A 21,843-nucleotide genomic window follows, 5' to 3' on the forward strand; every position below is an offset into this window, starting at 1 on the left:
CCAACCGTTCAGTTCGACTCCGATTCGTGCCGTCGAACGCGCCACTCGATCGGCTCGCCGATCCTCAAATACCATATTTGATATTTAGCTACCGACGTTTATTAATGACTGTAGGAACTGCGAATCATGTCCGCTGACGACCGAGGTAGCGTCCTCCGACGTCTCTTCGATCGACTTCGCAGCCGGTATCTCTTCAAAATCGCAGCCGCGGTGGTTATCGTATCGGCCGTGTTGCTCGGGACGGGTGCGATCGCCGTCGACCAGGTCCAAGGGAGCATCGAGTCCGACGCGCGGGAGACGATGATGAGCGCCGCCGAACGAGAGGCCGAGGGGATCGACGGGTTCATCGAAGACATGAACGGGTACACGCTCCGGGTCTCGTCGGCCTCCGGCGTCCAGTCGTCCAGCGAGGGACGGATCCGCGACGAACTCCGGCAGAACGCCGACATGCTCCCCGAGTACGTGATCGACGTCCACTACTACGACATGGTAACGAACGAGGTCACCGTGAGCACCTCGCCGACGACGGAGGGAACGACGTTCTCCGAGGACGAACGACCGTGGGCGGTCGGACCGGCGGCGTTCGCCAACGCGAACGAGGTCCGCTCCTTCGATCCGTACAAGGCGGACGGCGAGAACCGGATCGGCTTCGTCAGCCCGATCAACAACGTGCCCGGTCGAGCGGTCGTGATCACCGTCGACCTGTCCGAGCGCGGATCGCTTCTGACCGCCCCCGTCGACGGCGGCAACATGCAGGTCGTCTCCACCCGCACCGGACAGGTCGCGCTGGCGTCGAACAGCGACGCGATCTTGAACGACTACTTCCTGACGGAGGAGCTGTCGCACCTGGAAACCGACGTCACCGAGCCGGTCGCGGTCGACGTCACCGACGCCGAACAGGAGGTCGTGAACGGCTCGGCGATCGCCACGGCGACCGCGCCCATCGAAGGGAAGTCCTGGGCGGTCGTCGTCGCGGCCCCGGAAGGCGAGGTGTACGGCACCGTCGGCGACGTGACCCAGAGCGTGCTGCTCCTGATCGCCATCTCGATCGTCGGCCTGCTCGCGGTGGGCGCGTTCGTCGTCCGCGACGTGAGCGGGTCCGTCGACGATCTGCGGGGATACGCCGAGGCGATCGAGGCGGGCGAGCTGGACGTCGAGATCGACCGCGACCGGGCCGACGAGTTCGGGCAGCTCTCGGCGCTCTTCGACCGCATCCGGGAGACGATGCGCGAGCAGATCGAGGCGGTCGAGGAGTCCGCCGACGAGGCCGCCGCGGCCCGCGAGGAGGCGGAGTCGCTCTCCGAGCACTTGGAGACGAAGGCCGACGAGTACGAGGCGACGATCGACGCGGTCGCCGACGGCGACCTCACCCGCCGGCTCGACCCGGAGAGCGAGAGCGAGGCGATGACGGCCATCGCGGAGTCGCTCAACGAGACGCTCGACCGGCTGGAGGCGCTGGTCGTCGACATTCAGGACGCCGCCGAGACGGTCGGCGAACGGAGCTCGGAGGTGACCGCCTCCGCCGAGGAGGTCGAGTCGACGAGCGTCGACGTCGCCGAGAGCGTCGAGGAGATATCGGTCGGCACGGAGCGGCAGGAGGAGACGCTTGCGACCGCGGCCGCCGAGCTGGACGACCTCTCGGCCACCGTCGAGGAGGTCGCCTCCTCGACGAACGAGCTGGCGGAGCGGTCGGCCGCGACCGCCGAAGCGGGCGAGGCGGGCCGCGAGGAGGCCGGCGAGGCGATCGACCGCATGGACCGGATCGACGACGAGGTCGGCCAGACCGTCGCGGAGATGCGCGACTTACGCGACGAGGTCGAGCGCATCGGCGAGGTGGTCGAACTCATCGACGACATCGCCGAGCAGACGAACATCCTCGCGCTCAACGCCTCCATCGAGGCCGCCCGCGCGGGCGAGGCCGGCGAGGGGTTCGCGGTCGTCGCTCGCGAGGTGAAAGACCTCGCGGAGGAGACCGCGGAGGCGACCACCGAGGTCGAGGAGCTGATCGCGGGCGTCGAGGGGTCCACCGAGTCGGTCGCGGACGGGCTGTTCTCGATGGAGGACGACGTCGAGGCCGGCCGGGCGGTCGTCGAGGAGACTGTCGAGACGCTCGAATCGATCGTCGAGGATGTCGAGGACGCCAACGCGGGGGTCCAGTCGATCAACGACGCCACCGACCAGCAGGCGGAGTCGACCCAAGAGGCCGTCTCGATGATCGACGAGGTCGCCGAGGTGAGCGTCGAGACCGCCAGCGAGGCGCAGAACGTCTCCGCTGCCGCCGAGGAGCAGACCGCCGCGATCGGCCAGATCTCCGCGAGCGCGGAGTCGCTGTCGACGCGCGCCGACGAGCTCCGGACGCTCGCCGACGAGTTCGAGGCGCGCGAGGAGGCGGCCGCCGAGGCGGATCTCGCCGACCTCGACGACACCGAGACCGAGGAGGCCCCAGAGGAACCGCCAGAGGCGGACGCCGAGACCGGGGAGGATCCAGAGGAACCGCCGGAGGTGGACGCCGAGACCACCGAGTTCGAGTTCGGGGGCGACGGCGAGAGGGACGCGGCCGACGCTGAAGCCGCCGTCGACGCCGCGACCACGGCCGACGGCGGCGCGGAAGGCGACGGCGAGACCGCCCCCGGCGACGACTGATCGCAGCGGGGAACTCCGATTTCCGCGTACCCGACGACTCAGCGGCGCAGTCCGCCTTCGGATTTGATCCGCATGATGTGCCGGACGTTGAGGTATATCTCCTCCGGCGACGTCTCCTCCTCGTCGTCGTACAGGTCCGACACGCGGTAGAGGACCGCCGAGAGCTGCTTGCTCTCCGAGCTTTCCGCGCGCACGTCGTCGGCGACCTCCCTGATGAACTCCCGGACCTCCGCGTCCGGGGCGAACTCCGCGTCCGACGCCTCGTCCGGGACCACCGGATCGACGCCGGCTGCCGCGAGGGGGTCCTCGTGGTCGCCGTCGCGGTCCGCGTCGTCGCCGGCGCGGTCCGCGGTCTCGTCGTCCGCGTCGGTCATTGCCCTTCGCTCACCCCGCGACGGCGGACGACGCCGGCGTTGTTCGCGACGTTCTCGACTATCACCTTGAACGCGTCCGCGGTCTCGCCGTCCTCCAACACGACGGGTTCGCCGTCGTCGCCGCCGGTGCGCACGGACGGGTCGAGGGGGATCCCGCCGAGGAAGGGAAGCTCGTGCTCCTGTGCGAGCGCCTTCCCGCCGCCGGAGCCGAATATCTCGTGGAAGCCGCCGCAGTCCGGACAGCGGAAGCCGGCCATGTTCTCGGCGATGCCGAGGACGTTCGTGTCGTGTTTCCCGAACATGCGCAGCCCCTTCACCGCGTCGTCGAGCGCCACGTCCTGCGGGGTCGTGACGATCACGGCGCCCGTCAGCGGCAGCGTCTGGAGGATCGTGAGCTGGGTGTCGCCGGTTCCGGGGGGCAGGTCCATCACGAGGTAGTCCAGCTCGCCCCACTCGACGTCCTCGACGAGCTGGGTGATGATCTTGTGGACCATCGGCCCGCGCCAGATGACGGGGTCGTCCTCGCCGGTGAGGAAGTCCATGCTCATCAGCTTCACCCCGAAGCGCTCGGGGGGGACAATCGTCTCGCCGTCGGTCTCCGGCCGCTGCTCGGCCGACACCATCCGCGGCACGTTCGGCCCGTACACGTCGGCGTCGAACAGGCCCACCCGGGCGCCCAGCTCGGAGAGACCGGCCGCGAGGTTCACCGCGACGGTCGACTTCCCGACGCCGCCCTTCCCGGAGGCGACCGCGATCACGTTCTGGACGCCCGGGAGGACCTGATCGTCCGCCGAGAGGTCGTCGGGTATCGACGCCGACAGCTCCACGTCGAGTCCGGTGTCCGCGAGCGCCTCCCGCACGTCGTCGGCGATGGCCGACTCGTTCGGTGAGAAGGGAGCGCCGAGCGCGAGCGACACGCGGACCGTCCCTCCCGCATCGCCTCCGGTCCCGCCTTCGGACTCCTCGATCTCGATGTCGTTCACCAGCCCGAGCGAGACGATATCGTCGCCGAGGTCGGGGTCTCGTACCGCCGACAGCCGCTCTCGCACGTCCGCTTCGTTCATGGTCGGACGGAGGGAACTCGGTCGAATAAGGGTTCTGTAGCGGTCGCGGCGCCACCATTCTTATGTCCGGCTGTCAGAAACGCTCCGTTGATGGCCCAGCGCACCGCGTCCGGGGATCGGATCCGCGTTCTCCACGTCGAAGACGACGAGGCCTTCGCCGACCTCACCGCGGCGTACTTCGAGCGACTCGACGCCGACATCCGCCACGAGGCGGTCCGCACCGTCGGGGCCGCGCGGCGCCGATGCCGCGGCGAGTCGTTCGACGCGGTGGTCTGCGACTACGACCTCCCGGACGGGACAGGGATCGATCTCCTCGAACACGTCCGCGAGATCGACCCCGAGCTACCGTTCGTCCTCTTCACCGGGAAGGGAAGCGAGGAGGTCGCGAGCGAGGCGATCTCCGCCGGCGTCACCGACTACCTCCAGAAGCGCGGCGGCACCGACCAGTACGAGGTCCTCGTCAACCGGATCCGAAACGCGGTCGATAGACACCGGCTCATGCGGCAGGTCGACCGCGCCGTCGCCGCGCTCGAAGCCGCGAGCGAGCCGATCGGCATCCTCGGCGCCGACGGCACGTACCTGTTCGTCAACGAGGCGTACGCGTCGGTGTACGAGTCCACTTCCGATGACGTCGTCGGCACGCACTGGGAGGAGTTCTACCCCGAGCAGGAGGTCGAGCGGTTCACCAAGGAGATCCTCCCCCGCGTGACCGCCGAGGGGTACTGGAGCGGTGAGGCCGTCGTTCACGCTTCGGACGGCGGGCTGGTCCGCGAGCGACTCGCGCTTACGCACACGACCGGCGGCGGCCACGTGTGTATCGTGAGGGAGACGGAATCGATCAAGGAGTCGTCGGCGAACGTCGCTTCCGCGGACGCGGCGCACTCGGACACCGGCGACCGCGACGATCCGGACGCCGGTGACCGCGACGATCCGGACGCGGTCGATTCGGACGCCCCGGACGCGGTCGATTCGGACGCCCCGGACGCGGTCGATTCGGACCGAACCGACTGAGCGTCACTCTCCCGAATCAGTCGATCCGCGTCCCCGCGTCCTCACCGCGCAGGAAGGGGGCCAGTCCGTCGGCGCCGAACACGTACGCCGGCGCGTCGAGCGCGAGCAGTTCCCGCACCTTCGCGGCCATCCCGCCCGAGACGTCCGTCGCGTCGCTCGCGCCGAGCGCGTCGGCGACCGCCTCGAACGCGTCTATCTCGGCTATCACCGCCCCGTCACCGTCGAGGACGCCGGGGACCGTCGAGCAGACGCCCACGCGGCGCGCGCCCAGTCCGCTCGCGAGCTCGACGACCAGCTCGTCGCCGGAGACGACCGTCACTCCGTCGCCGGCCGTCGCCACGCCGTCGCCGTGGAGGACCGGGACGAACCCCTCGCCGAGCAGCGTCGCCGTCGACCCGAGCGGAAGGTCGAGCCCGCCGTCCGCGCCGTCGGCCCGCGCGGCGAGCGACAGCGGGTGAACGGGGACCGCGGGCACGCCCCGCTCGCGCAGGCGCTCCAGCACGTGCGCGTTCAGCCGCTTCATCGCGCCGTGGACCGCGGCCACCGCGTCGGCGTCGCGCGTGCCGTCCGTCGTCGACACGCCGCGTTCGCTGGCGTGGTGATGGCCGAAGCTCCCGCCGCCGTGGACGACGACGAGCCGGTCGATCCCACCGGTCGCGAGCGCGTCCGCGACGGCGTCGCAGGCCGCGTCGAGCGCCGCGTCGTCCAGCGTCTCCGGTCGGTCCTTCTCCGTGATCAGGCTCCCGCCGAGCTTGAGGACGACGGGGGGTTCGTCGGCGTCGTCGCGGCCGTCGACCGCCGCGTCGTCGCCCCCGTTCTCACCTGCCGAATCGCCCCCCGTCACGGCTCCACCACCCGGACGCCCTCGGTCGCCAGCTCGGCGCGGAACGCCTCCTCGCAGCCCTGCGTGAACGAGAGGGCAGTCTCCGTCGCGTCGCTCTCGTCGAGCGCGACGATACAGCCGCCACCGCCCGCGCCGGTGAGCTTCGCCCCGTGCGCGCCCGCGTCTCGGGCGGCCCACACCATCGCGTCGAGCGACCGCGCGGAGACGCCGAGCGCCGCGAGCAGCCCGTGGTTGAAGTCCATCAGGTCCCCCAGCTCCGCCAGCAGCGCCGGCTCCGGCTCCGCGTCGGCCGCGGCGTCCGCGAGCAGCTCCTCGCCGGTCCGGACCAGGTCGCCGACGGACTCGACCGTGTCCGCGGCGAACCGGTACTCCTCGCGGAGTTCGCCGACGCCGGCGACCAGCTCGCCGGTGTCGCCCGCGCCGCCGTCGAAGCCGACGACGAACGGCAGGTTCGGCGCGTCGATCGGCTCGCAGTCGTCGCCCTCGACTCTCACCGCACCGCCCATCGTCGAGCAGAACGTGTCGGCGCGCGACGCCTGTCCGTCCTCCACCTCGAACTCGGCTTGATACGCCCGATCGGCGAGTTCGCGGCGGTCGAGCGGCTCGCCGAGCGCGCGCGTCGCGGCGTCGATACCGGCGACGACGACGGCCGCGGACGACCCCAGCCCCGCGCCGAGTGGGATATCGCTCTCGACGGTGATGTCGAAGCCCGCGTCGGGGGCGTCGGCGGCCTCACGTGCCTGCTCGACCGCGGCGTCGACGTACCCCATCGCGGCCTCGACGAGTGGAGTCGGCACGTCGACGTCCGGGCGGTCGCCGGTGCCGCCGGCGTACTCCACCGTGAACCCGTCGAGCGAGAGGTCCTCGGCCTCGACGCGCACGTGGTCGTCCTCGCGCGGCTCGGCGGTCACCGTCGCGCGTCGCTCGATGGCCGCGGGCACGGCGGGTTCGCCGTAGACGACGGCGTGTTCGCCGAAGAGGTACACCTTCCCCGGCGCTTCGCAAACGGTCATACGAGTCCACTCTCCCCGCGCGCTTACAGGCGTTGCGCTTGTGGGTTGGGGCGAGCTGAGAGCGAGGCGGAACGGTAACCCCCTCCGCCCCCGCCAGCTTTTCACCGACGGCCGCCGTCGGGCGCCCTATGACTGCAATCCCGTCGATTCTGACTCGGTCGCTCACGAACTTCGTCGAGGGGCTGGCCGTCGCGATTCCCCGGCTGCTCTCCGGGCTGGTCTTCCTCGCCTTAGCGTACGTGACGGTGCGAGTCGTCCTCGCGCTCGTCCGCTCGTCGATAAACCGGGTGTACGTCGGCGACCGCGAACTGGTGGGCGATCTCATCGTCACGCTCGTCTCCGTCTTCCTGTGGTTCGGCGTCGCGCTCACGTTCCTGAAGGTGCTCGGGATGGGCGACATCGCGGCGAGTCTCGGCACCGCCGTCGGGTTCATCGCACTGGGCGTCTCCTACGCGCTCTCCGAGATGATCGAGGACACGGTGGCGGGCGTCTACCTCCTTCGTGACCCGGACTTCAACGTCGGCTACCGCGTCGAGGCGAAGGGCGTAACGGGGACCGTCGCCGCCATCGAACTCCGGAAGACGCGGATCGACGCCGACAACGGTGACCGCGTCGTCTTGGCGAACCGCGAGATAGAGCCGCGGTGGACCCACGACGTGCCCGAGGCGGACGACGCGGCGGACGCGACCGCCGACGGCGACGCGGCCAACACCTAAATACCGAGGCGGGGATCGCCTCACTATGGCATCCACAACGGAGAGTTTCGGTACCGGCGAGCCCGATGGCGACACCACGATGGCGGCGATCACCCACATCCTCGCGCTGTTCACTTGGGTCGTCGGGCCGCTCGTCGTCTACGTCGTCACCGACGACGCGTTCGTCAAGGAGAACGCGCGAAACGCCATCAACTGGCAGATCTGGCTCACCGTCTACTCGCTTATCGCGCTCGCGCTGGTGTTCCTGTTCGTCGGCTTCCTGGCACTGCCTGTGCTCGGCCTCCTCGACACGGTGTTCGTCGTGATCGCGGCGGTGAAGGCGGCCGACGGCGAGGCGTGGAGCTACCCGCTCACGATCGACCTACTGTAGACGGCGGCTCGCGGCCCAAATTTTCGACCCGGTCTTCGCTCGAGCGCCGCCGCTAAGACACTGTGACCCTGGTTCAGAACGTTCGAGAAAAGTCGAACTCGACGTCGAAGACCGACTTACAGCTCGTCCTCGAAGTCTTCGAGGGCGAACACGGTGTCGGAGCCGCGGCGGTCGAGCGTCTCGTTGGCGAGGAGCCAGTAGACGACCGACAGCGCGCGTCGGCCCTTGTTGTTCGTCGGGATGACGAGGTCGACGTTCGACAGCTGGTTGTTGGAGTCGCACATCGCGATGACCGGGATGCCGACGGTGATGGCCTCCTTGACGGCCTGCGCGTCACCGATCGGGTCGGTGACCACGACGACGTCCGGCTCGATGTAGCCGGCGTAGTCGGGGTTCGTCAGCGTACCCGGGATGAAGCGTCCCGTGCGAGCGCGGGCGCCGATGGCGTCCGCGAACTTCTCGGCCGGGAACCGGCCGTACTGCCGCGAGGACGTGACGAGAATCTGCTCGGGGTTGTAGTTCCCGAGGAAGTCCGCCGCCGTACGGATCCGCTCGTCGGTCAGGCTCACGTCGAGGACGTACAGCCCGTCGTCGCGGACGCGGTGGATGAACCGTTCCATGTCCTTCGTCTTCTGCTGGGTCCCGATGTGGACACCCGCGGAGAGGTAGTCCTCGACCGGAATCAGCAGGTCGACGTCGTCGTCGGGCATGACGTCGTCGTCGAACGGGGAGGCGTCCTCCTCGTCGGCGTCGTCGCCCGCGTCGGTCTCGGCGGCCGCCTCGCTCTCGGCGTCGGCGGGTGCTTCGGGTTCGGCGTCGGCGGACGCCCCAGTTTCGGCGTCAGCGGACGCCCCCTCGGCAGCCGCGTCAGCGGTCGGTTCCTCGGTCGTGTCGGCCTCCTCCTCGACCGCCGCGTCGACCGCCTCGGTCTCCGCGTCGTCGTCGAGTTCGACCGCGTCGTTGTCTTCGCTCATGCGTGGTGTCGGTCCGTCATACCGCGTCGTCCGCGATGCGGACCAGTTCGTTCAGCTTGGCTGTTCGCTCGCCGCCGACCGTACCGGTCTTGATGTAGCCGGCGTCGGTCGCCACGGCGAGGTGTGCGATGGTGGTGTCCTCGGTCTCGCCCGAACGGTGGGAGATAACCGTCTCGTACCCGTTGCGGGCGGCGAGTTCGACCGCGTCGAACGCGTCCGACAGCGTCCCGATCTGGTTCGGCTTGATCAGGATGCTGTTGGCCGCGCCCGCCTCAATCCCGTCTTCGAGCCGCTCGACGTTGGTGACGAACAGGTCGTCGCCGCAGATCAGCGTCCGGTCGCCGACCCGGTCGGTCAGCTCCGCGAACGCCTCGTAGTCGTTCTCGTCGAGCGGGTCCTCGACGTACGCGAGGTCGTACTCGTCGACGAGACCGGCGACGTACTCGATCTGCTCGTCGGCCGACTTCGTCTCGTCGCCGTAGACGTACGCCTCCCGGTCGTCGTCGTACAGCTCGGCGGCCGCCATGTCGAGTCCGAAGCGGATCTCGAATCCGACCTCCGCCTCGACGCGGTCGACCGCCTCGTCGACGACCTCGAACGCCTCCGCGTCCGAGATTGGGGGCGCCCACGCGCCCTCGTCGCCCTTCGCCGCGGGGACGCCGCGCTCGTCGAGCACGTCCGCGACCGCCGCGTGGACCGCGGCGTTCGCGAAGACGGCCTCCGAGACGCTCGGCGCGCCCACGGGCGCCGCGAGGAACTCCTGGATGTGGGTCGCCTCCTTGGCGTGCTCCCCACCGCCGACGACGTTGCCGAGCGGAATCGGGAAGTTCTCGCCGCGGAACGCGCCCCCGAGGTGCTGGTACAGCGGCGCGCCGAGCACGTCGGCCAGCGGCCTTCGCGGCCGCCATCGAGATTGCGACCGCGCTGTTCGCGCCGATGGCGGAGAAGTCGTCCGTGCCGTCGGCGGCGCGTAAGGCGTTGTCGACCGCGCGCTGGTCGCCCGCGTAGACGCCTTCGAGGCGCGGAACCGCGTGTTCGCGGGCCTTCGCGATCGACTCGCTCGCGGGCAGTTCGATCGCCTCGTACTCGCCGGTCGAGGCCCCGCTGGGGGCCGCGCCGCGCCCGAAGCCGCCGGACTCGGTGAGCACGTCGGCCTCGACCGTCGGGTTCCCCCGCGAGTCGAGCACGCGACGCAGCGAAACGCCGGTGATTCGCGTCATCAGCTGTCCCTCCGTACCGTGAACGGAAGCACGCCCGCGTCGTACTCCTCCGCGGCGACGAGGATCGGCTCCGTCTGGTCCGTCTCGATCAGCACGGGCGCCCCGTAGGACACCTGCAGCGCTCGCGCGCCGAGGATTCGTGCCTTCTCGTATCGATTGTATCTCTGTTCTGACATGGTTTACTGGTACGGCGAGACGACGTCGACGAGGTCGCGGTGGCTCACCAGCATGCGCCGGCAGCAGTGCCGGTCGACCCCGAGGTCGTCGAGCACCTCGCCCGGGTCTTCGTCGCCCTCGCGAGCCCGCTCTTTGAACTCTTCCCAGTGTTCACCCACGACGTTGCCGCACGTGAAACACCGAACGGGGATCATCATGACTGGATCACCTCAGCGGTAGGACTTCTGGTAGCGAGCGCGCGCGCCGGGTCCGCCCCACTTCTTGGGTTCGGACTGGCGCACGTCGTTGACCAGCAGGGTACGGTCGAAGTTCATGTACGCGTCGCGCAGCTCGGCGTCGCCGAGGTGCTGGACGAGACCGCGGGCGATGGCGGTCCGCGTCGCGTCCGCCTGGCCGCTGAAGCCGCCGCCCTCGACGTCGATGTCGATGTCGACGCCGTCGCGGAGCTCCTCGCCCGCGATGCGGAACGGCTCCAGCATCTTGAGCCGCGCCTGTTCCGGTTCGACCAGCTCGACTGGCTGGGAGTTGATGCGAACGCGACCCTCGCCCTCGCGCACGGTGGCGCGGGCGACGGCCGTCTTCTTCTTGCCTGAGGTGTTCGTTACCATGTGACGTTGGCTCCCAGAGACTCGGAGATCGATCCGAGCGTCGTGAATTTGATGTTCGAGAGTCGGTCGAGCGAGGTGCCGTCGAGGACGACGCTCTCGATGTCCTCGTCGCGCTCGTAGGGGTTCCCGACGTACACGCGCACGTTCGAGAACGCCTCGCGGCCGTCCTCGGACTTGTACGGCAGCATGCCGCGGATGGCACGCTTGAAGATCCGGTCGGGGCGCTTGGGGTAGTACGGCCCGCTGTCCGAGCCGAGCTCCGCGCGCTTGTGGTACGTCTCCATCGTCGCCTCCTCGTTGCCGGTGATGACGGCTCGCTCGGCGTTGACGACGGCGACGGTCTCCCCGGCGAGGGCGCGCTGCGCGACCTCCGAGGAGACGCGACCGAGGATGCCGAGTCGCGGGCGTCGACGACGACGTCCGCGTCGATCTTCGCGAGACTCATCGGACCACCCGGACGTTGCTTCCTTCGGGGTTCTGTTCGATGAACTGTTCCAGCGTCACCGCTTCGCCGGCCTGGTCGATCTTCGTCCGGGCGGTCCCGGAGAAGTCGACCGCGGCGACGGTGACGTTCGTTTCGAGCACACCGCTGCCCAGCACCTTGCCGGGGACGACGACCGTCTCGTCTTCCTGAGCGTACCGCTCGATGCGGCCCAGGTTGACCTCAGCGTGCGTGCGCCGTGGCTTCTCGAGTCGGTCCGCGACGTCCTGCCACACGTTGGCACCGGAGTCACGCGAGACCGACTTCAGATCGGCAATGAGGTTCTGTAGTTTCGGGTTCGTCTTGCTACTCATAGCTGTCCCTCCTGTACGGAGAGTTCGTGGAAAACGGAGTGCAGGGAGCAGGATTTGAACCTGCGGACCTCTACAGGACAGCGCCCTGAACGCTGCGCCGTTGGCCTGACTTGGCTATCCCTGCGTGCACTCCACCGTATTCCGGCTCCCTTCAAACCACTTTCGGTCCCGCCGTCCGCCGACCCTGCCGCGAGCGCTCCGGCGGTCGGAGCGGCGCCGCGGCTGGCGGCGGGGGCGACGGTCAGGGGGTTGGTTCGAAGGGCCGTCATTTCCTTATACTGCGACTTTCGTCTGTAGTTCGTCCGCGCGCTCCTCGATGGAGCCGATCGCGCGGAGCAGCAGTTCCTCGACGTCGAACGAGCCGTCCGTCTCGATGTGGAAGACGAACGCTTCCGGCACGTCCTCGACCGCGACCTCCTTCCCGGGGAACCGTTCCGAGAGGTCGTTGTCGAACTCGTCGGTGAGTTCAATCTCCCCGTCCGGCGTCTCGATGACACCGCGGAGGATGTTCGGCTCGTCGTCGTCAAACTCGCCGCGGTCGCCCTCGACCGAGACGCGCTGGAGGTGACGGTAGCCGACGGAGACGCCGCCCTGGTGTTTGGCGTGCTCCTTGCCGGTGTCGAGGACCGCGTCGGCCTCGAACTCCAACCGCTGTCCCTCCTTCAGCTCGATGATCGGAACGTTGTCGTCGGCGACCTCGACGAGCGGGTCCGCGCACTCGATGTCGCCGGAGTACGCCGTCGCCGGGCCTTCGACGTCGAGCGCGAGGGTGACCTCGTCGCCGACCTCGAAGTCGTCGAGCGGCGTCGTCAGGGGAACGAGCCCCAGACGCAGGCCGATCATCTCATCGAACATGACCGAGGAGTTCTCGACGAACCGAACCGTGTCGATCGAGAACGTCGGGACGTCGGCGATCATCGCGCGGCGGATGCCGTTGGCGAACGCCGGCGTGAGCCCGCGGATCAGCACCCGCGCGCTGCGTTCGTCCCGTTCGACGTACTGGACGTCGAATTCGTCTTCGGTCATGTCAGACTCGCTTGTTCTTCGGCGCCTTCGTCCCGTCGTGCGGGATGGGCGTGACGTCCTCGATCCGGCCGATCTCGACGCCCGCACGCGAGAGCGCGCGGATCGTCGCCTGCGCACCGGGACCGGTGGACTTGTTGAGGTTGCCGCCGGGACCGCGCACGCGAACGTGCACGCCCTCCAGGCCGGCGTCCTTGACGCGCTCGGCGACGACCTCCGCCATCTGCATGGCAGCGTACGGCGACGCCTCGTCGCGGTTCTGCTTCACCACGGTGCCGCCGGACGACTTGGCGATCGTCTCGGCGCCCGTCTCGTCGGTGACCGTGATGAGCGTGTTGTTGAACGACGCGTACACGTGGGCGATGCCCCACTTTCCGTCCTCGGATTCACTCATTAGTTACCCTCCTGTGACTCCGCGCGCTCGGGGTGGAGATCGTCCGCGAGCGGACTGTTCTCGTCGAAGGCGATGGCGCCCTCGTCGTCGACGTCCACCTTCACCGACGGGCGCGTGACGCGAGCGCCGTTGACGGTGATGTGGCCGTGAACGATGAACTGGCGGGCCTGCTGGGTCGAGGAGGCGAAGCCCTGGCGGTAGACGACCGTCTGGAGCCGACGCTCCAAGAGGTCCGTCACGTCGAGCGACAGGACCGTCGAGATGTCGTCGTTGTCGCCGAGGATGCCGATGCGGCGGAGGCGTGCGACGAACTCCGCGCCGGCGTCCTGAGCCGCGTCGACGTCGCCCTGCGCCTCGCCGAGCAGCCGTCGGGCCTCCCGACGCATGTTGCGGAGCTCGGACTGGGCGCGCCAGAACTCCTCTTTGTTCTTCAGGCCGTACCGCGAGAGGAGGTCGGACTCCTCGGCGATGCGCTCGCCCTGGTACGGGTGGTTCGGCGTCTCGTAACCCTTGGTGTTTTTGCCGGTGCTCATTCGTCGTCACCGCCTTCTTCGTCTTCCATCTCCTCGCGGATCTCCTCGACGTTGACCCCGATGGTCCCCTCCGAGCGACCCGTGGACTTGGTGCGCTGGCCGCGGACCTTCTGCCCGCGCTTGTGGCGCACGCCCTTGTACGATTCGATGATCTTCATCCGGTTGATGTCGTGACGGCGCTTCTCGTCGACGTCGGTGCCGACGAGGTGCGTCGTCTCTCCGGAGAAGAAGTCGTTCTGTCGGTTCGTCATCCACGACGGGACGTGGTCTTCGAGGTTCTCGGCGATGTCGACCACCGCGTCGATGTCATCCTCGTCGAGGAGCCCGAACGTGGCGTTTCGGTCCACGTCGGCCTTCTCGGCGACCAGCCGCGCCGTGCGCGTGCCGATGCCGTCGAGTTCGGACAGGCTTCGCTCGACCGTCTTCGTCCCGTCGAGGTCCGCGCCCCCGATCCGAACGAAGTACTGGAGGTCTTCCTCCTCCTCCGGCGAGTCGTCCTGTGATTCTTCCGTGCTCATGTGTTGGTTGTGGTGAGTCCTACCGGCGCGAATCCGGCGGTACTCGTCCGTTCGAGCGTTGCGGCGGGGATTCGAACCCCGGAGGCAGTGACGCCACAGAGTTAGCAACCCTGCGCCTTGGGCCAAGCTTGGCTACCGCAACCCGCGTTGTATCATCGCCCTCTCGGACTCGGGACCCGACGCCCCTGCAGTTCGTGCGTTCGTTACCTCCCGCTTTCAGTACTTAAACATCACGAAACGGCCGGGTCGCTGTGGGCGATTCGCACGGTTGTCGCGTCGGTAGTATCGGGGGACGATGAGATTCGCGTCGAACGCGCGGGTTCGGTCGAGGCGGCGCTGTTGAAATCCTCTTCTTCAGACAGACTCCTGTCCGAAACAGCCGGTCGCTGAGGCGTGCGTAAAGACCAAACTGTTTTTCGGCTGAACATTATTCATTTGAAGTCACAGAAGGCATTTAATCCGAACTCTACTTCGATCAACAACATGTTCGCGCTAACCGGGGACCGTCGTCTCACTTTAGCGATGCTCGGTGGTGTGTTAATCCCTCTCGTTCTGGGCCTCAACGAGGCTGCACAGGAGTATATCGGCCTTGCTGTCGTAGTGCCAATGTTGCTCGGATTCGGACTGATCGAAATCTACCGCTCATACGGGGACACTTACGGGAGATCCGGAAGAGCAGGCGTTCTGTTGACCGCTGCCGGTATATCTCTCTTGGGGCTCGTTGTTCTCGCCTACGCACTACTGCCACCGATGTTTGCGCTCCTGTACATCCTCGCCGTCCCGTTCGTCGCGGGGTCAGTCTCTCTCGCGCTCGGGTCAGGATTGCTTGCACTCGGTCTCCGAAAGGCTGGCCTCATCTCGCGCCCGGCAGTAGCAGGACTCGGACTCGGTGTGATTCCTATTCTTGGAGCGATATTCTCGGCTAGTTTCGGTTCCGGCACTCCATCTGTAATCTGGGCAGTTCTCATCGGAATTCCGTACGGTTTTGGATGGGTTTTTACTGCCCATGAACTGCGGACAGTACCTAGAGGTCGTGTTCCACAGTCGCCCCAAATCTCTGTCGGAAGGACCGTCATACCTCACGTAGTCGGTGCCGGTCTCGTTGGAGCGATATTGGTACTCCTCTCAGCCGGACGGTTTCTTCCGCTAGGTGCGCTCTCAACCACACCGTGGGTCGGAGAGAGCTTCGCATTGGACATCTTACATCTTGGGATTGGGATCCTCGGTCTTGTTGTCGCCGTCTCGGGACGACCCGAGAAGGTGCGGACCTACAATCAGATTGTTGGTATCGGCGCACTGTGTCTGGTGGGTATCACACTGTTCGGGACGTTCGTCTCAGTACCCGGAATACACCGTCTTGCGGCTGAACTTGGGTTGATTCTTACGGACATCATTCTCTATGTCCCCATCGGAATTATCCTCACAATTCTTGGGTTCGGCGTTGCTGTTGAGGATTCTTGAATCACCTGTACTAAGCAAAATAGGAGCTCAAATATATCACTTGTAGAGGATTTCAACAGAGCTTATTACTTAGTGTTGATTAACATTCAATATGACTAGCTCTCGTTGGTCTTCTCGGCAGATGGGGTTCTTCGGATTTGTTGCTGGGGTCTTAAGCTCACTTTTCGTTCAAGGATTACTGTTTGCTGGCCCAATTGAGATTCATCGCTCGATTGGGATGGGTATTGGACTAGGAACCGCGTTCTTCCTAATATTCCCTAGCACACGGTAACCCCGGACAGAAAATTGACTGTTACAATACCGGTGCGTAGATCTGCTGTACTGACCGATCTATGGGGGATTGTGCGGCTGAATCAACCGTAAAACCTAGCCCACAACTCAAGGAGTATTTCCAAGCGCAAATAGAATAAATAATACAACGAAGCCAATCGCGGCAATAGCTATAATCACAACACCTGATCGCAGCAATAATATTATATTTTTGTTCTTATCCGGCATAAAACCAGATACTCCGTAGGAGAGAAAAGCTAAACTGACCAGAAACGGAAATAATGTAACTATTGAGGACGCGTTGAAATCAACTGATCTGAATGTTAACGCAAACAAGATTATACCAATGGCAGATAAAATACCATAGCTGACCTCCCCACCTCGTTTTTTTACGATCTTATCTCTCATTCCCAGTAGATAGCCTGTGAAATTAGTCATTATGTATAGAATCGTCGGACTCGACATATGTCTTGGGTCCTTCTAACAACCCGCTGAGTTTCCATTTCAAGTGTGTATTATTACTGTACTGGGCGATTGAGAGTGTGAAAACATCAACCGCTGAGGATTTCAACAGAGCCCCTACTATCTATCTGTCTAATTTTCCTCGACCTTCTTGATGAAAAGCTTATACAACCAGTGAACTATCGTGGTGTATGGACTCACGGCTAGAATCGCTTCTTCTCGGGAAGTCGTTGAACCTATCACTTCGGTATCTCGGGTACTCGGTCATTCTCATGGCCTTGTTCTTCGGTCAACTCTATCTTGTTGGAAATTCCGGTATGGGAAACTCATTTCTTGGAGTCACGGTATCAGCGATTATTCTGGCAGGGATACACACATATCGCAACGACGGAATACTCGTGAGTATCGCCGTCGCCGTGATCGTCATAAGCGGCTCTGCCCTGTATAGTGTCATCTCGCTTAATCACCCCCAACCTGACTATGGGCTTTTAACCGGCGTGGGGACAGCAATCTTCTATGGCCTCCCAATAGGGATTATCTCAGCTACTGTTGCGTTTGCGTTACGGCGATTTCTCCCGAGGCAATCACCTGTCGTGTCTGAGAAAAAATAGAATATGAGGACTCCTCTACTGAGCAAACTCCAGAGACCGTTCAGTAGCTCACCTGTGCCGACCGAGACCGGAGAGAACGTGTCTCTTTCTGCGGATTTCGACAGCACAGTCGAGGCGTGCCGCTCGGTGCCGTGAGGCGTACTGTTTAGTGGGTTCCGCCGGAGTGTCCGAGTATGAAGGCCGTTCAGTTCGGCGACCACGGCGACCGCGACGTGATCGAGTACGGCGAGTTCCCCGACCCCGAGCCGGACCGCGGCGAGGTACTCGTCGACGTGAAGGCCGGCGCGTTGAACCACCTCGACATCTGGACGCGACGCGGGATGCCCGGCATCGACCTGGAGATGCCGCACATCCCCGGCAGCGACGCGGCGGGCGTCGTCGAGTCCGTCGGGGAGGGCGTGACGCGCTTCGAGCCGGGCGACCGCGTCGCCGTGAGCGCCGGCGTCGCCTGCGGGAACTGCGAGTTCTGCCGGAACGGCGAAGAGTCGCTGTGCGTCTCCTTCCACATCATCGGGGAACACGTCCGCGGCGTCCACGCCGAGAAGGCGGCGGTCCCAGAGGCAAATCTCGTCCCGGTCCCGGACGGCGTCGACTGGGAGGTCGCCGGCTCCGCGTCGCTCGTCTTCCAGACCGCGTGGCGCATGCTCCACACGCGCGCCGAGATCGAGGCGAGCGAGAAGGTGCTCGTCCTCGGCGCCTCCGGCGGCGTCGGCCACGCGGCGGTCCAGATCGCGGACCACGCGGGCTGTGAGGTGTTCGCGACCGCCTCCACCGAGGAGAAGCTCGGACACGCCGAAGAGTGCGGCGCCGACCACGTCATCGACTACGAGGCGAACGACTTCGCCGAGGAGATCGACGCACTCACCGGCAAGCGCGGCGTCGACGTCGTCGTCGACCACATCGGCGAGGCCACCTACCCGGACTCGCTGAAGTCGATGGCGAAGGGCGGCCGGCTCGTCACCTGCGGCGCGACGACGGGCGGGAACCCGGGCGCCGGACTCAACCGCATCTTCTGGAACCAGCTGTCGGTGCTCGGCTCGACGATGGCGACGCCCGGCGAGGTCGACGACGTGCTGGAACTCGTCTGGGACGGTACCTTCGAACCCCGAGTGCGCGAGGTCCTCCCGATGAGCGAAGCGCCGCGCGCACACGAGATGATCGAGAACCGTGAGGGCTTTGGCAAAGTGGTGGTTAAACCCGATAGTGAGTTCTGAGACCGACGCCGGCGCGGACGACGCAACCGACGGTACGGACGCGACCGCCGACGGCACCACAGACGGCGGCTACGTCCACGTCCCCGGAACCGAGGGAGACGACGGCGATGCGGGCGGTAGCGGCGCTGACGCGGGCGGTAGCGGAGGTGGCGCGGGCGGCGACGGCGACGATCCACGGGAACGGACGGCGGCCGCCGGCGAACCGACCGCCGACGGCTTCGGCCGCAGGGGTTGGGCGCTGACGGCCGTGCTATTCACCTGCGTGCTGGTCATTCCGGGGATCATCTACGTCTACCCGTACGCGGCGGGCGCGTTCGGTCTCACCTTCTTCGCGACGTACCTCGCGCTCCCGCTCGTCCCCGCGCTCCTGCTCGGACTCGTCGCGGTCTGGTCGATGACGGCCGCGACCGCGAACGGCGAGGCGTGAGCGGCGCGTCCGTATCCCCCACCGACCGGTCCCGCTCGGCGCCGAACGACAACCGTTTTGAACGGCACCCGCGGAGTGGTATTATGTTGATCACCGTCTCCGGCCCGCCGGGGAGCGGGAAGAGCACCAACGCCGTCCAGCTCGCTGACGCGCTCGACCTCGGGCACGTCTCCGGCGGCGACATCTTCCGCGAGATGGCGGCCGAACGCGACATGACGCCCGTCGAGTTCAACGAGTTCGCCGAGGAGGACCCCCAGATCGACCGCGACCTCGACCGCCGGCTCCGCGAGATCGCCGTCGAGCGCGACGACGTCGTCCTCGAATCGCGCCTCGCCGGGTGGCTCGCGGCCGACCACGCCGACTTCCGGTTCTGGTTCGACGCGCCGCTCGGGGTCCGCGCCGAGCGGATCGCCGAGCGCGAGGCGAAGCCCGTTGACCGCGCCCGAACCGAGACGGAGCGCCGCGAGGCCTCCGAGCGCAAGCGGTACCGAGAGTACTACAACATCGACATCGAAGACCTCTCGATCTACGACGCCGCGTACAACACCGCCCGCTGGGGTCCGGAACGCTTCCTCGACGTCCTCGTCGCGACCGTCGAGGCGTACGACCCCGCGGACGACGAAGGGAAAGCGCCCGTCGAAGACGTCGTGTACGACTTCTGAGCCGCACCCGCCGCCCATCTCATGACAGACGCTTCCGACATCGACGCCGACGCTCCCGCCGACGGCGAGGACCCCCTCAGAGCGCCGCCCGGAGAGCGTTCGGTGCCGGAGCTGCTCCGGTTCGGTGTCGTCAACCTCGACAAGCCCGCCGGTCCCTCCTCACACCAGGTGTCGGCGTGGATTCGCGACGGCGTCGACGAGACGCTCGCGGCGCTCGATCCGGAGGGACCGCCCACCGGCGGCGTCGCCCACTCCGGCACGCTCGATCCGAAGGTAACCGGCTGTCTCCCCACCCTGACCGGCGACGCGACGCGCATGGCGCAGGTGTTCCTTGAAGGCACCAAGGAGTACGTCGCGGTGCTGGAGCTCCACGGGTCGCCCCCGGCCGACTTCCGCGAGGTGGTCGCCGAGTTCGAGAGCGAAATTTACCAGAAGCCGCCCCGGAAGAGCGCCGTGAGCCGCCGGCTCCGCACCCGGACGATCCACGACCTCGACGTGCTGGAGGTCGAGGACCGACGGGCCCTCCTCCGGATCCGATGCGAGTCGGGGACGTACGTCCGAAAGCTGTGTCACGACATCGGGCTGGCGACCGGCGTCGGCGCGCACATGGGCCACCTCCGGCGCAGCGCCACCGACCCGTTCGACGACCGCGACCTCCACACGCTTCAGGACCTCGTCGACGCGCTCGCGTGGGCCGAAGACGGCGACGACGCGTTCCTCCGCGAGGTCGTCCGCCCCGCCGAGGACGCCCTGACGCACCTCCCCGCGGTGACGATCGCGCGGTCGGCCGCGCGCAGCGTCGCGACCGGCGCCCCCGTCTACGCGCCCGGCGTGATCGACGTCGACGACGACGCCGTCCCGGCGGCGGGAGACGACGAACTGGCCGGCGACGACCCAGACGCGGACTCCGCTCCGCCGCTCGTCGCATGCTTCACTCCTGACGGGACGGCGGTCTGTCTCGGGCGGGTCGTCGGTGACCCGGACGCCGAGGGCGGGACGGTCGTCGCCTTGGAGCGCGTTCTTTTATAGCTCCGCCGCGACCGGATCCGACCATGGACGAGTCGGACGCGAACGGGAACGAGGGCAGACGGATAGCGATCGGGAGCGCGAGCGCGGCGCCGGGAACGCTCGCCCGCGGCCGACTCGCGGTCGCGGACCTCCCGACGGGCGGCTCGGAGCGGCTCCCGGTCGCGGTCGCGAACGGCGCCGAAGACGGTCCCACGCTGTGGCTCACGGGCGGCGTCCACGGCGACGAGGCGACCGGCGTCGCGGTCGTCCAGGACGCGGTCGCGGCCTTCGGCGACCGCCTCGCCGACCTTGCCGGTGCGGTCGTCGCGGTGCCCGTGGTCTCCCCAGCGGGGCTGCGTCGGAACGCGAGGGAGACGTACTACGCCGACGAGGACCCGAACCGCCACTTCCCGGACGCCGACGCGGAGTCGGCCCGCCCGCCGAAGCTTCAAGAGCGGATCGACGCCCGGCTGTACGCCGCGATCACGGGCGAGGTACCGGACGACACGGGCGAATCCGCGGACGAGTCGAGCGAGTTCCCCGTCGAGACGGTCGGTTCGAACGCGACCGCGGACGCGCTGATCGACTGTCACACCGCGGGCGTCGGCAGCGTCCCCTTCGCCATCCGCGACCGCGTCCTGTACGGCGACCGCCGGAGCGAGGCGGACGCGGCCGCGCTCTCCGAGGAACTCGGCCGCCTCGTCGACGCGTTCGGACTCCCGGTGGTCCGGGAGTACCCCGCCGCCGAGTACGTCGAGGAGAACCTCCAGCGCTCGACCGCGGGCGCCGTACTCAACGAGGCCGGGATCCCGGCGTTCACCGCGGAGCTGGGCGCGCACAGCGTCGTCGACGACGACCTGCTCGCCGCGGGCGTCGCGGGCGCGTTCGGCGTCGCGGTCGAACTGGGACTCCTGGCGGCCGAGGACGTCCCCGAGTCGGTCGGCGCGCCTGGCGTCGGTGTCGATCCGGCGCCCGTCGAGTTCCCGGTGCGGCGCTTCCGCGGGCCGACGACCGACACCCCCGGACTCGCTCGGCACCGCGTCGCCGCCGGGGACGCGTTCGAGGCGGGCGACATCCTCGCTCGCGTGGTCGACGCTGCAGGAACTGAGCGCGGAACGGTCCGCGCCGAGCGCGACGGGTACGTCCTCGGCCGGTCCGAGGGGCTGGCCGTCTACGAGGGCGACCCGATCGGGAGCCTCGCGGTGCGGGACGACGGCGACCTCGTGGTCCCGCGGGACGCCGACGAGGAGTGAAACGAAGTCCTTAATTACCGGACCGTCGTTTCTCAGCGTGTAGTCAGGGACCGTGGGGTAGTGGTATCCTATGCGGATGGGGTCCGTATGACCTGAGTTCGACTCTCAGCGGTCCCACTTCGACTTTTACTCGAGTCATCCCACCTTCGACTCCGTGAGTGTCTCCGCCATCTATTTAATCGCGCTGACGTGTGGATT

25 protein-coding genes, 3 tRNA genes and 2 pseudogenes are annotated in these 21,843 nt (G+C 66.9%); 12 read left to right on the top strand and 18 right to left on the bottom strand.

Translation table 11 applies throughout. The features are described 5' to 3' along the window. The first annotated feature begins 126 nt into the window (after positions 1-126). On the top strand, positions 127-2,643 hold the full coding sequence (locus ACODNG_RS13460; RefSeq protein ID WP_434521719.1) for a methyl-accepting chemotaxis protein: 2,517 nt from the start codon (positions 127-129) through the stop codon (positions 2,641-2,643). Positions 2,644-2,681: 38 nt separating this feature from the next. On the opposite strand, the gene ACODNG_RS13465 is transcribed toward ACODNG_RS13460, so the two are convergent. After that, positions 2,682-3,017 carry a hypothetical protein gene (locus tag ACODNG_RS13465; RefSeq protein WP_434521720.1) on the bottom strand — a complete coding sequence of 112 codons (336 nt, stop codon included), beginning with the start codon at positions 3,015-3,017 and terminating at the stop codon, positions 2,682-2,684. Further along, a complete protein-coding gene (locus tag ACODNG_RS13470) occupies positions 3,014-4,081 on the bottom strand; it encodes an Mrp/NBP35 family ATP-binding protein (protein WP_434521721.1) in 1,068 nt (355 codons plus the stop codon). Before ACODNG_RS13470 ends, ACODNG_RS13465 begins: the two co-directional genes overlap by 4 nt. A 90-nt stretch (positions 4,082-4,171) precedes the next feature. Here ACODNG_RS13470 and ACODNG_RS13475 point away from each other — a divergent pair, with 90 nt between their 5' ends. Continuing rightward, complete coding sequence (locus ACODNG_RS13475) at positions 4,172-5,092, top strand: response regulator (RefSeq protein ID WP_434521722.1); 921 nt, start codon at positions 4,172-4,174, stop codon at positions 5,090-5,092. Between the two features lie 16 nt (positions 5,093-5,108). Here ACODNG_RS13475 and ACODNG_RS13480 read toward each other — a convergent pair whose 3' ends face one another. After that, positions 5,109-5,936, bottom strand: a complete 828-nt coding sequence (locus ACODNG_RS13480) for an isopentenyl phosphate kinase (protein WP_434521723.1) — start codon at positions 5,934-5,936, stop codon at positions 5,109-5,111. After that, the gene (gene mvk, locus ACODNG_RS13485; protein ID WP_434521724.1) at positions 5,933-6,949 is read right to left on the bottom strand and encodes a mevalonate kinase; all 1,017 of its coding nucleotides are present in this window, start codon (positions 6,947-6,949) and stop codon (positions 5,933-5,935) included. Before mvk ends, ACODNG_RS13480 begins: the two co-directional genes overlap by 4 nt. Positions 6,950-7,077: 128 nt before the next feature. On the opposite strand from mvk, the gene ACODNG_RS13490 reads away from it, so the two are divergent. Further along, complete coding sequence (locus ACODNG_RS13490) at positions 7,078-7,665, top strand: mechanosensitive ion channel domain-containing protein (protein WP_434521725.1); 588 nt, start codon at positions 7,078-7,080, stop codon at positions 7,663-7,665. A gap of 25 nt (positions 7,666-7,690) precedes the next feature. Continuing rightward, positions 7,691-8,035, top strand: a complete 345-nt coding sequence (locus ACODNG_RS13495) for a DUF4870 domain-containing protein (protein ID WP_434521726.1) — start codon at positions 7,691-7,693, stop codon at positions 8,033-8,035. A gap of 116 nt (positions 8,036-8,151) precedes the next feature. Here the strand turns inward: ACODNG_RS13495 and rpsB are convergent, their stop codons facing one another. From rpsB to ACODNG_RS13560, 13 genes and pseudogenes are all read right to left on the bottom strand, one after another. Further along, a complete protein-coding gene (rpsB, locus tag ACODNG_RS13500; RefSeq protein WP_434521727.1) occupies positions 8,152-9,009 on the bottom strand; it encodes a 30S ribosomal protein S2 in 858 nt (285 codons plus the stop codon). 16 nt (positions 9,010-9,025) lie between these two features. Next, positions 9,026-10,229, bottom strand: a pseudogene (gene eno / locus ACODNG_RS13505) (phosphopyruvate hydratase). After that, positions 10,229-10,405: a DNA-directed RNA polymerase subunit K gene (locus ACODNG_RS13510; RefSeq protein WP_434521728.1), complete on the bottom strand. Its 177-nt coding sequence runs from the start codon at positions 10,403-10,405 to the stop codon at positions 10,229-10,231. The pseudogene eno and the gene ACODNG_RS13510 overlap by 1 nt, the downstream one beginning before the upstream one ends. Before the next feature lie 3 nt (positions 10,406-10,408). Further along, a complete protein-coding gene (locus ACODNG_RS13515; protein WP_006628058.1) occupies positions 10,409-10,603 on the bottom strand; it encodes a DNA-directed RNA polymerase subunit N in 195 nt (64 codons plus the stop codon). 12 nt (positions 10,604-10,615) lie between these two features. Next, positions 10,616-11,014: a 30S ribosomal protein S9 gene (locus ACODNG_RS13520; protein WP_004595258.1), complete on the bottom strand. Its 399-nt coding sequence runs from the start codon at positions 11,012-11,014 to the stop codon at positions 10,616-10,618. Beyond that, positions 11,008-11,459, bottom strand: a pseudogene (locus ACODNG_RS13525) (50S ribosomal protein L13). The gene ACODNG_RS13520 and the pseudogene ACODNG_RS13525 overlap by 7 nt, the downstream one beginning before the upstream one ends. Continuing rightward, the gene (locus ACODNG_RS13530) at positions 11,456-11,809 is read right to left on the bottom strand and encodes a 50S ribosomal protein L18e (RefSeq protein WP_209544637.1); all 354 of its coding nucleotides are present in this window, start codon (positions 11,807-11,809) and stop codon (positions 11,456-11,458) included. The pseudogene ACODNG_RS13525 and the gene ACODNG_RS13530 overlap by 4 nt, the downstream one beginning before the upstream one ends. 39 nt (positions 11,810-11,848) lie before the next feature. Next, positions 11,849-11,933, bottom strand: a tRNA-Leu gene (locus ACODNG_RS13535). Positions 11,934-12,082: 149 nt separating this feature from the next. Continuing rightward, on the bottom strand, positions 12,083-12,835 hold the full coding sequence (locus ACODNG_RS13540) for a DNA-directed RNA polymerase subunit D (protein ID WP_434521729.1): 753 nt from the start codon (positions 12,833-12,835) through the stop codon (positions 12,083-12,085). Between the two features lies 1 nt (position 12,836). Next, positions 12,837-13,226, bottom strand: coding sequence for a 30S ribosomal protein S11 (locus tag ACODNG_RS13545; RefSeq protein ID WP_004046448.1), 390 nt, complete (start codon positions 13,224-13,226; stop codon positions 12,837-12,839). Next, positions 13,226-13,759: a 30S ribosomal protein S4 gene (locus tag ACODNG_RS13550; protein WP_434521730.1), complete on the bottom strand. Its 534-nt coding sequence runs from the start codon at positions 13,757-13,759 to the stop codon at positions 13,226-13,228. Before ACODNG_RS13550 ends, ACODNG_RS13545 begins: the two co-directional genes overlap by 1 nt. Continuing rightward, positions 13,756-14,277, bottom strand: coding sequence for a 30S ribosomal protein S13 (locus tag ACODNG_RS13555; RefSeq protein ID WP_424015712.1), 522 nt, complete (start codon positions 14,275-14,277; stop codon positions 13,756-13,758). The genes ACODNG_RS13550 and ACODNG_RS13555 overlap by 4 nt, the downstream gene beginning before the upstream one ends. Positions 14,278-14,333: 56 nt before the next feature. Then, positions 14,334-14,419, bottom strand: a tRNA-Ser gene (locus ACODNG_RS13560). A 341-nt stretch (positions 14,420-14,760) separates the two neighbouring features. On the opposite strand from ACODNG_RS13560, the gene ACODNG_RS13565 reads away from it, so the two are divergent. After that, on the top strand, positions 14,761-15,738 hold the full coding sequence (locus ACODNG_RS13565; protein WP_434521731.1) for a hypothetical protein: 978 nt from the start codon (positions 14,761-14,763) through the stop codon (positions 15,736-15,738). Between the two features lie 378 nt (positions 15,739-16,116). Here the strand turns inward: ACODNG_RS13565 and ACODNG_RS13570 are convergent, their stop codons facing one another. Then, positions 16,117-16,446, bottom strand: coding sequence for a hypothetical protein (locus ACODNG_RS13570; RefSeq protein ID WP_434521732.1), 330 nt, complete (start codon positions 16,444-16,446; stop codon positions 16,117-16,119). A 215-nt stretch (positions 16,447-16,661) separates the two neighbouring features. Here ACODNG_RS13570 and ACODNG_RS13575 point away from each other — a divergent pair, with 215 nt between their 5' ends. The 7 genes from ACODNG_RS13575 (at position 16,662) to ACODNG_RS13605 (ending at position 21,762) form a co-directional block, all read left to right on the top strand. Then, positions 16,662-17,081 carry a hypothetical protein gene (locus ACODNG_RS13575; RefSeq protein ID WP_434521733.1) on the top strand — a complete coding sequence of 140 codons (420 nt, stop codon included), beginning with the start codon at positions 16,662-16,664 and terminating at the stop codon, positions 17,079-17,081. Between the two features lie 173 nt (positions 17,082-17,254). Beyond that, entirely contained in the window at positions 17,255-18,295 is a 1,041-nt protein-coding gene (locus ACODNG_RS13580; RefSeq protein ID WP_434521734.1) for a zinc-binding dehydrogenase, read from the top strand. Beyond that, positions 18,285-18,722, top strand: coding sequence for a hypothetical protein (locus tag ACODNG_RS13585; protein ID WP_434521735.1), 438 nt, complete (start codon positions 18,285-18,287; stop codon positions 18,720-18,722). The genes ACODNG_RS13580 and ACODNG_RS13585 overlap by 11 nt, the downstream gene beginning before the upstream one ends. 83 nt (positions 18,723-18,805) lie before the next feature. Next, positions 18,806-19,384, top strand: a complete 579-nt coding sequence (gene cmk / locus ACODNG_RS13590) for a (d)CMP kinase (RefSeq protein ID WP_434521736.1) — start codon at positions 18,806-18,808, stop codon at positions 19,382-19,384. Between the two features lie 21 nt (positions 19,385-19,405). Continuing rightward, on the top strand, positions 19,406-20,413 hold the full coding sequence (locus tag ACODNG_RS13595; protein ID WP_434521737.1) for an RNA-guided pseudouridylation complex pseudouridine synthase subunit Cbf5: 1,008 nt from the start codon (positions 19,406-19,408) through the stop codon (positions 20,411-20,413). A 23-nt stretch (positions 20,414-20,436) separates the two neighbouring features. Further along, entirely contained in the window at positions 20,437-21,645 is a 1,209-nt protein-coding gene (locus ACODNG_RS13600) for a succinylglutamate desuccinylase/aspartoacylase family protein (protein WP_434521738.1), read from the top strand. Positions 21,646-21,691: 46 nt separating this feature from the next. Beyond that, positions 21,692-21,762: transfer RNA gene (locus ACODNG_RS13605), tRNA-Pro, on the top strand. Positions 21,763-21,843: the final 81 nt, after the last annotated feature.

Origin of the sequence: Halorubrum sp. AS12 (assembly GCF_051122765.1) — an archaeon.
GTDB classification, from domain to species: domain Archaea; phylum Halobacteriota; class Halobacteria; order Halobacteriales; family Haloferacaceae; genus Halorubrum; species Halorubrum trapanicum.

Coding starts and splice junctions, on each gene's coding strand:
- ACODNG_RS13460 (WP_434521719.1), top strand. CDS start 127: ATGTCCGCTGACGACCGAGGTAGCGTCCTCCGACGTCTCTTCGATCGA.
- ACODNG_RS13465 (WP_434521720.1), bottom strand. CDS start 3,017: ATGACCGACGCGGACGACGAGACCGCGGACCGCGCCGGCGACGACGCG.
- ACODNG_RS13470 (WP_434521721.1), bottom strand. CDS start 4,081: ATGAACGAAGCGGACGTGCGAGAGCGGCTGTCGGCGGTACGAGACCCC.
- ACODNG_RS13475 (WP_434521722.1), top strand. CDS start 4,172: ATGGCCCAGCGCACCGCGTCCGGGGATCGGATCCGCGTTCTCCACGTC.
- mvk (WP_434521724.1), bottom strand. CDS start 6,949: ATGACCGTTTGCGAAGCGCCGGGGAAGGTGTACCTCTTCGGCGAACAC.
- ACODNG_RS13490 (WP_434521725.1), top strand. CDS start 7,078: ATGACTGCAATCCCGTCGATTCTGACTCGGTCGCTCACGAACTTCGTC.
- ACODNG_RS13495 (WP_434521726.1), top strand. CDS start 7,691: ATGGCATCCACAACGGAGAGTTTCGGTACCGGCGAGCCCGATGGCGAC.
- rpsB (WP_434521727.1), bottom strand. CDS start 9,009: ATGAGCGAAGACAACGACGCGGTCGAACTCGACGACGACGCGGAGACC.
- ACODNG_RS13510 (WP_434521728.1), bottom strand. CDS start 10,405: ATGTCAGAACAGAGATACAATCGATACGAGAAGGCACGAATCCTCGGC.
- ACODNG_RS13515 (WP_006628058.1), bottom strand. CDS start 10,603: ATGATGATCCCCGTTCGGTGTTTCACGTGCGGCAACGTCGTGGGTGAA.
- ACODNG_RS13520 (WP_004595258.1), bottom strand. CDS start 11,014: ATGGTAACGAACACCTCAGGCAAGAAGAAGACGGCCGTCGCCCGCGCC.
- ACODNG_RS13530 (WP_209544637.1), bottom strand. CDS start 11,809: ATGAGTAGCAAGACGAACCCGAAACTACAGAACCTCATTGCCGATCTG.
- ACODNG_RS13540 (WP_434521729.1), bottom strand. CDS start 12,835: ATGACCGAAGACGAATTCGACGTCCAGTACGTCGAACGGGACGAACGC.
- ACODNG_RS13545 (WP_004046448.1), bottom strand. CDS start 13,226: ATGAGTGAATCCGAGGACGGAAAGTGGGGCATCGCCCACGTGTACGCG.
- ACODNG_RS13550 (WP_434521730.1), bottom strand. CDS start 13,759: ATGAGCACCGGCAAAAACACCAAGGGTTACGAGACGCCGAACCACCCG.
- ACODNG_RS13555 (WP_424015712.1), bottom strand. CDS start 14,277: ATGAGCACGGAAGAATCACAGGACGACTCGCCGGAGGAGGAGGAAGAC.
- ACODNG_RS13565 (WP_434521731.1), top strand. CDS start 14,761: ATGTTCGCGCTAACCGGGGACCGTCGTCTCACTTTAGCGATGCTCGGT.
- ACODNG_RS13570 (WP_434521732.1), bottom strand. CDS start 16,446: ATGACTAATTTCACAGGCTATCTACTGGGAATGAGAGATAAGATCGTA.
- ACODNG_RS13575 (WP_434521733.1), top strand. CDS start 16,662: ATGGACTCACGGCTAGAATCGCTTCTTCTCGGGAAGTCGTTGAACCTA.
- ACODNG_RS13580 (WP_434521734.1), top strand. CDS start 17,255: ATGAAGGCCGTTCAGTTCGGCGACCACGGCGACCGCGACGTGATCGAG.
- cmk (WP_434521736.1), top strand. CDS start 18,806: ATGTTGATCACCGTCTCCGGCCCGCCGGGGAGCGGGAAGAGCACCAAC.
- ACODNG_RS13595 (WP_434521737.1), top strand. CDS start 19,406: ATGACAGACGCTTCCGACATCGACGCCGACGCTCCCGCCGACGGCGAG.
- ACODNG_RS13600 (WP_434521738.1), top strand. CDS start 20,437: ATGGACGAGTCGGACGCGAACGGGAACGAGGGCAGACGGATAGCGATC.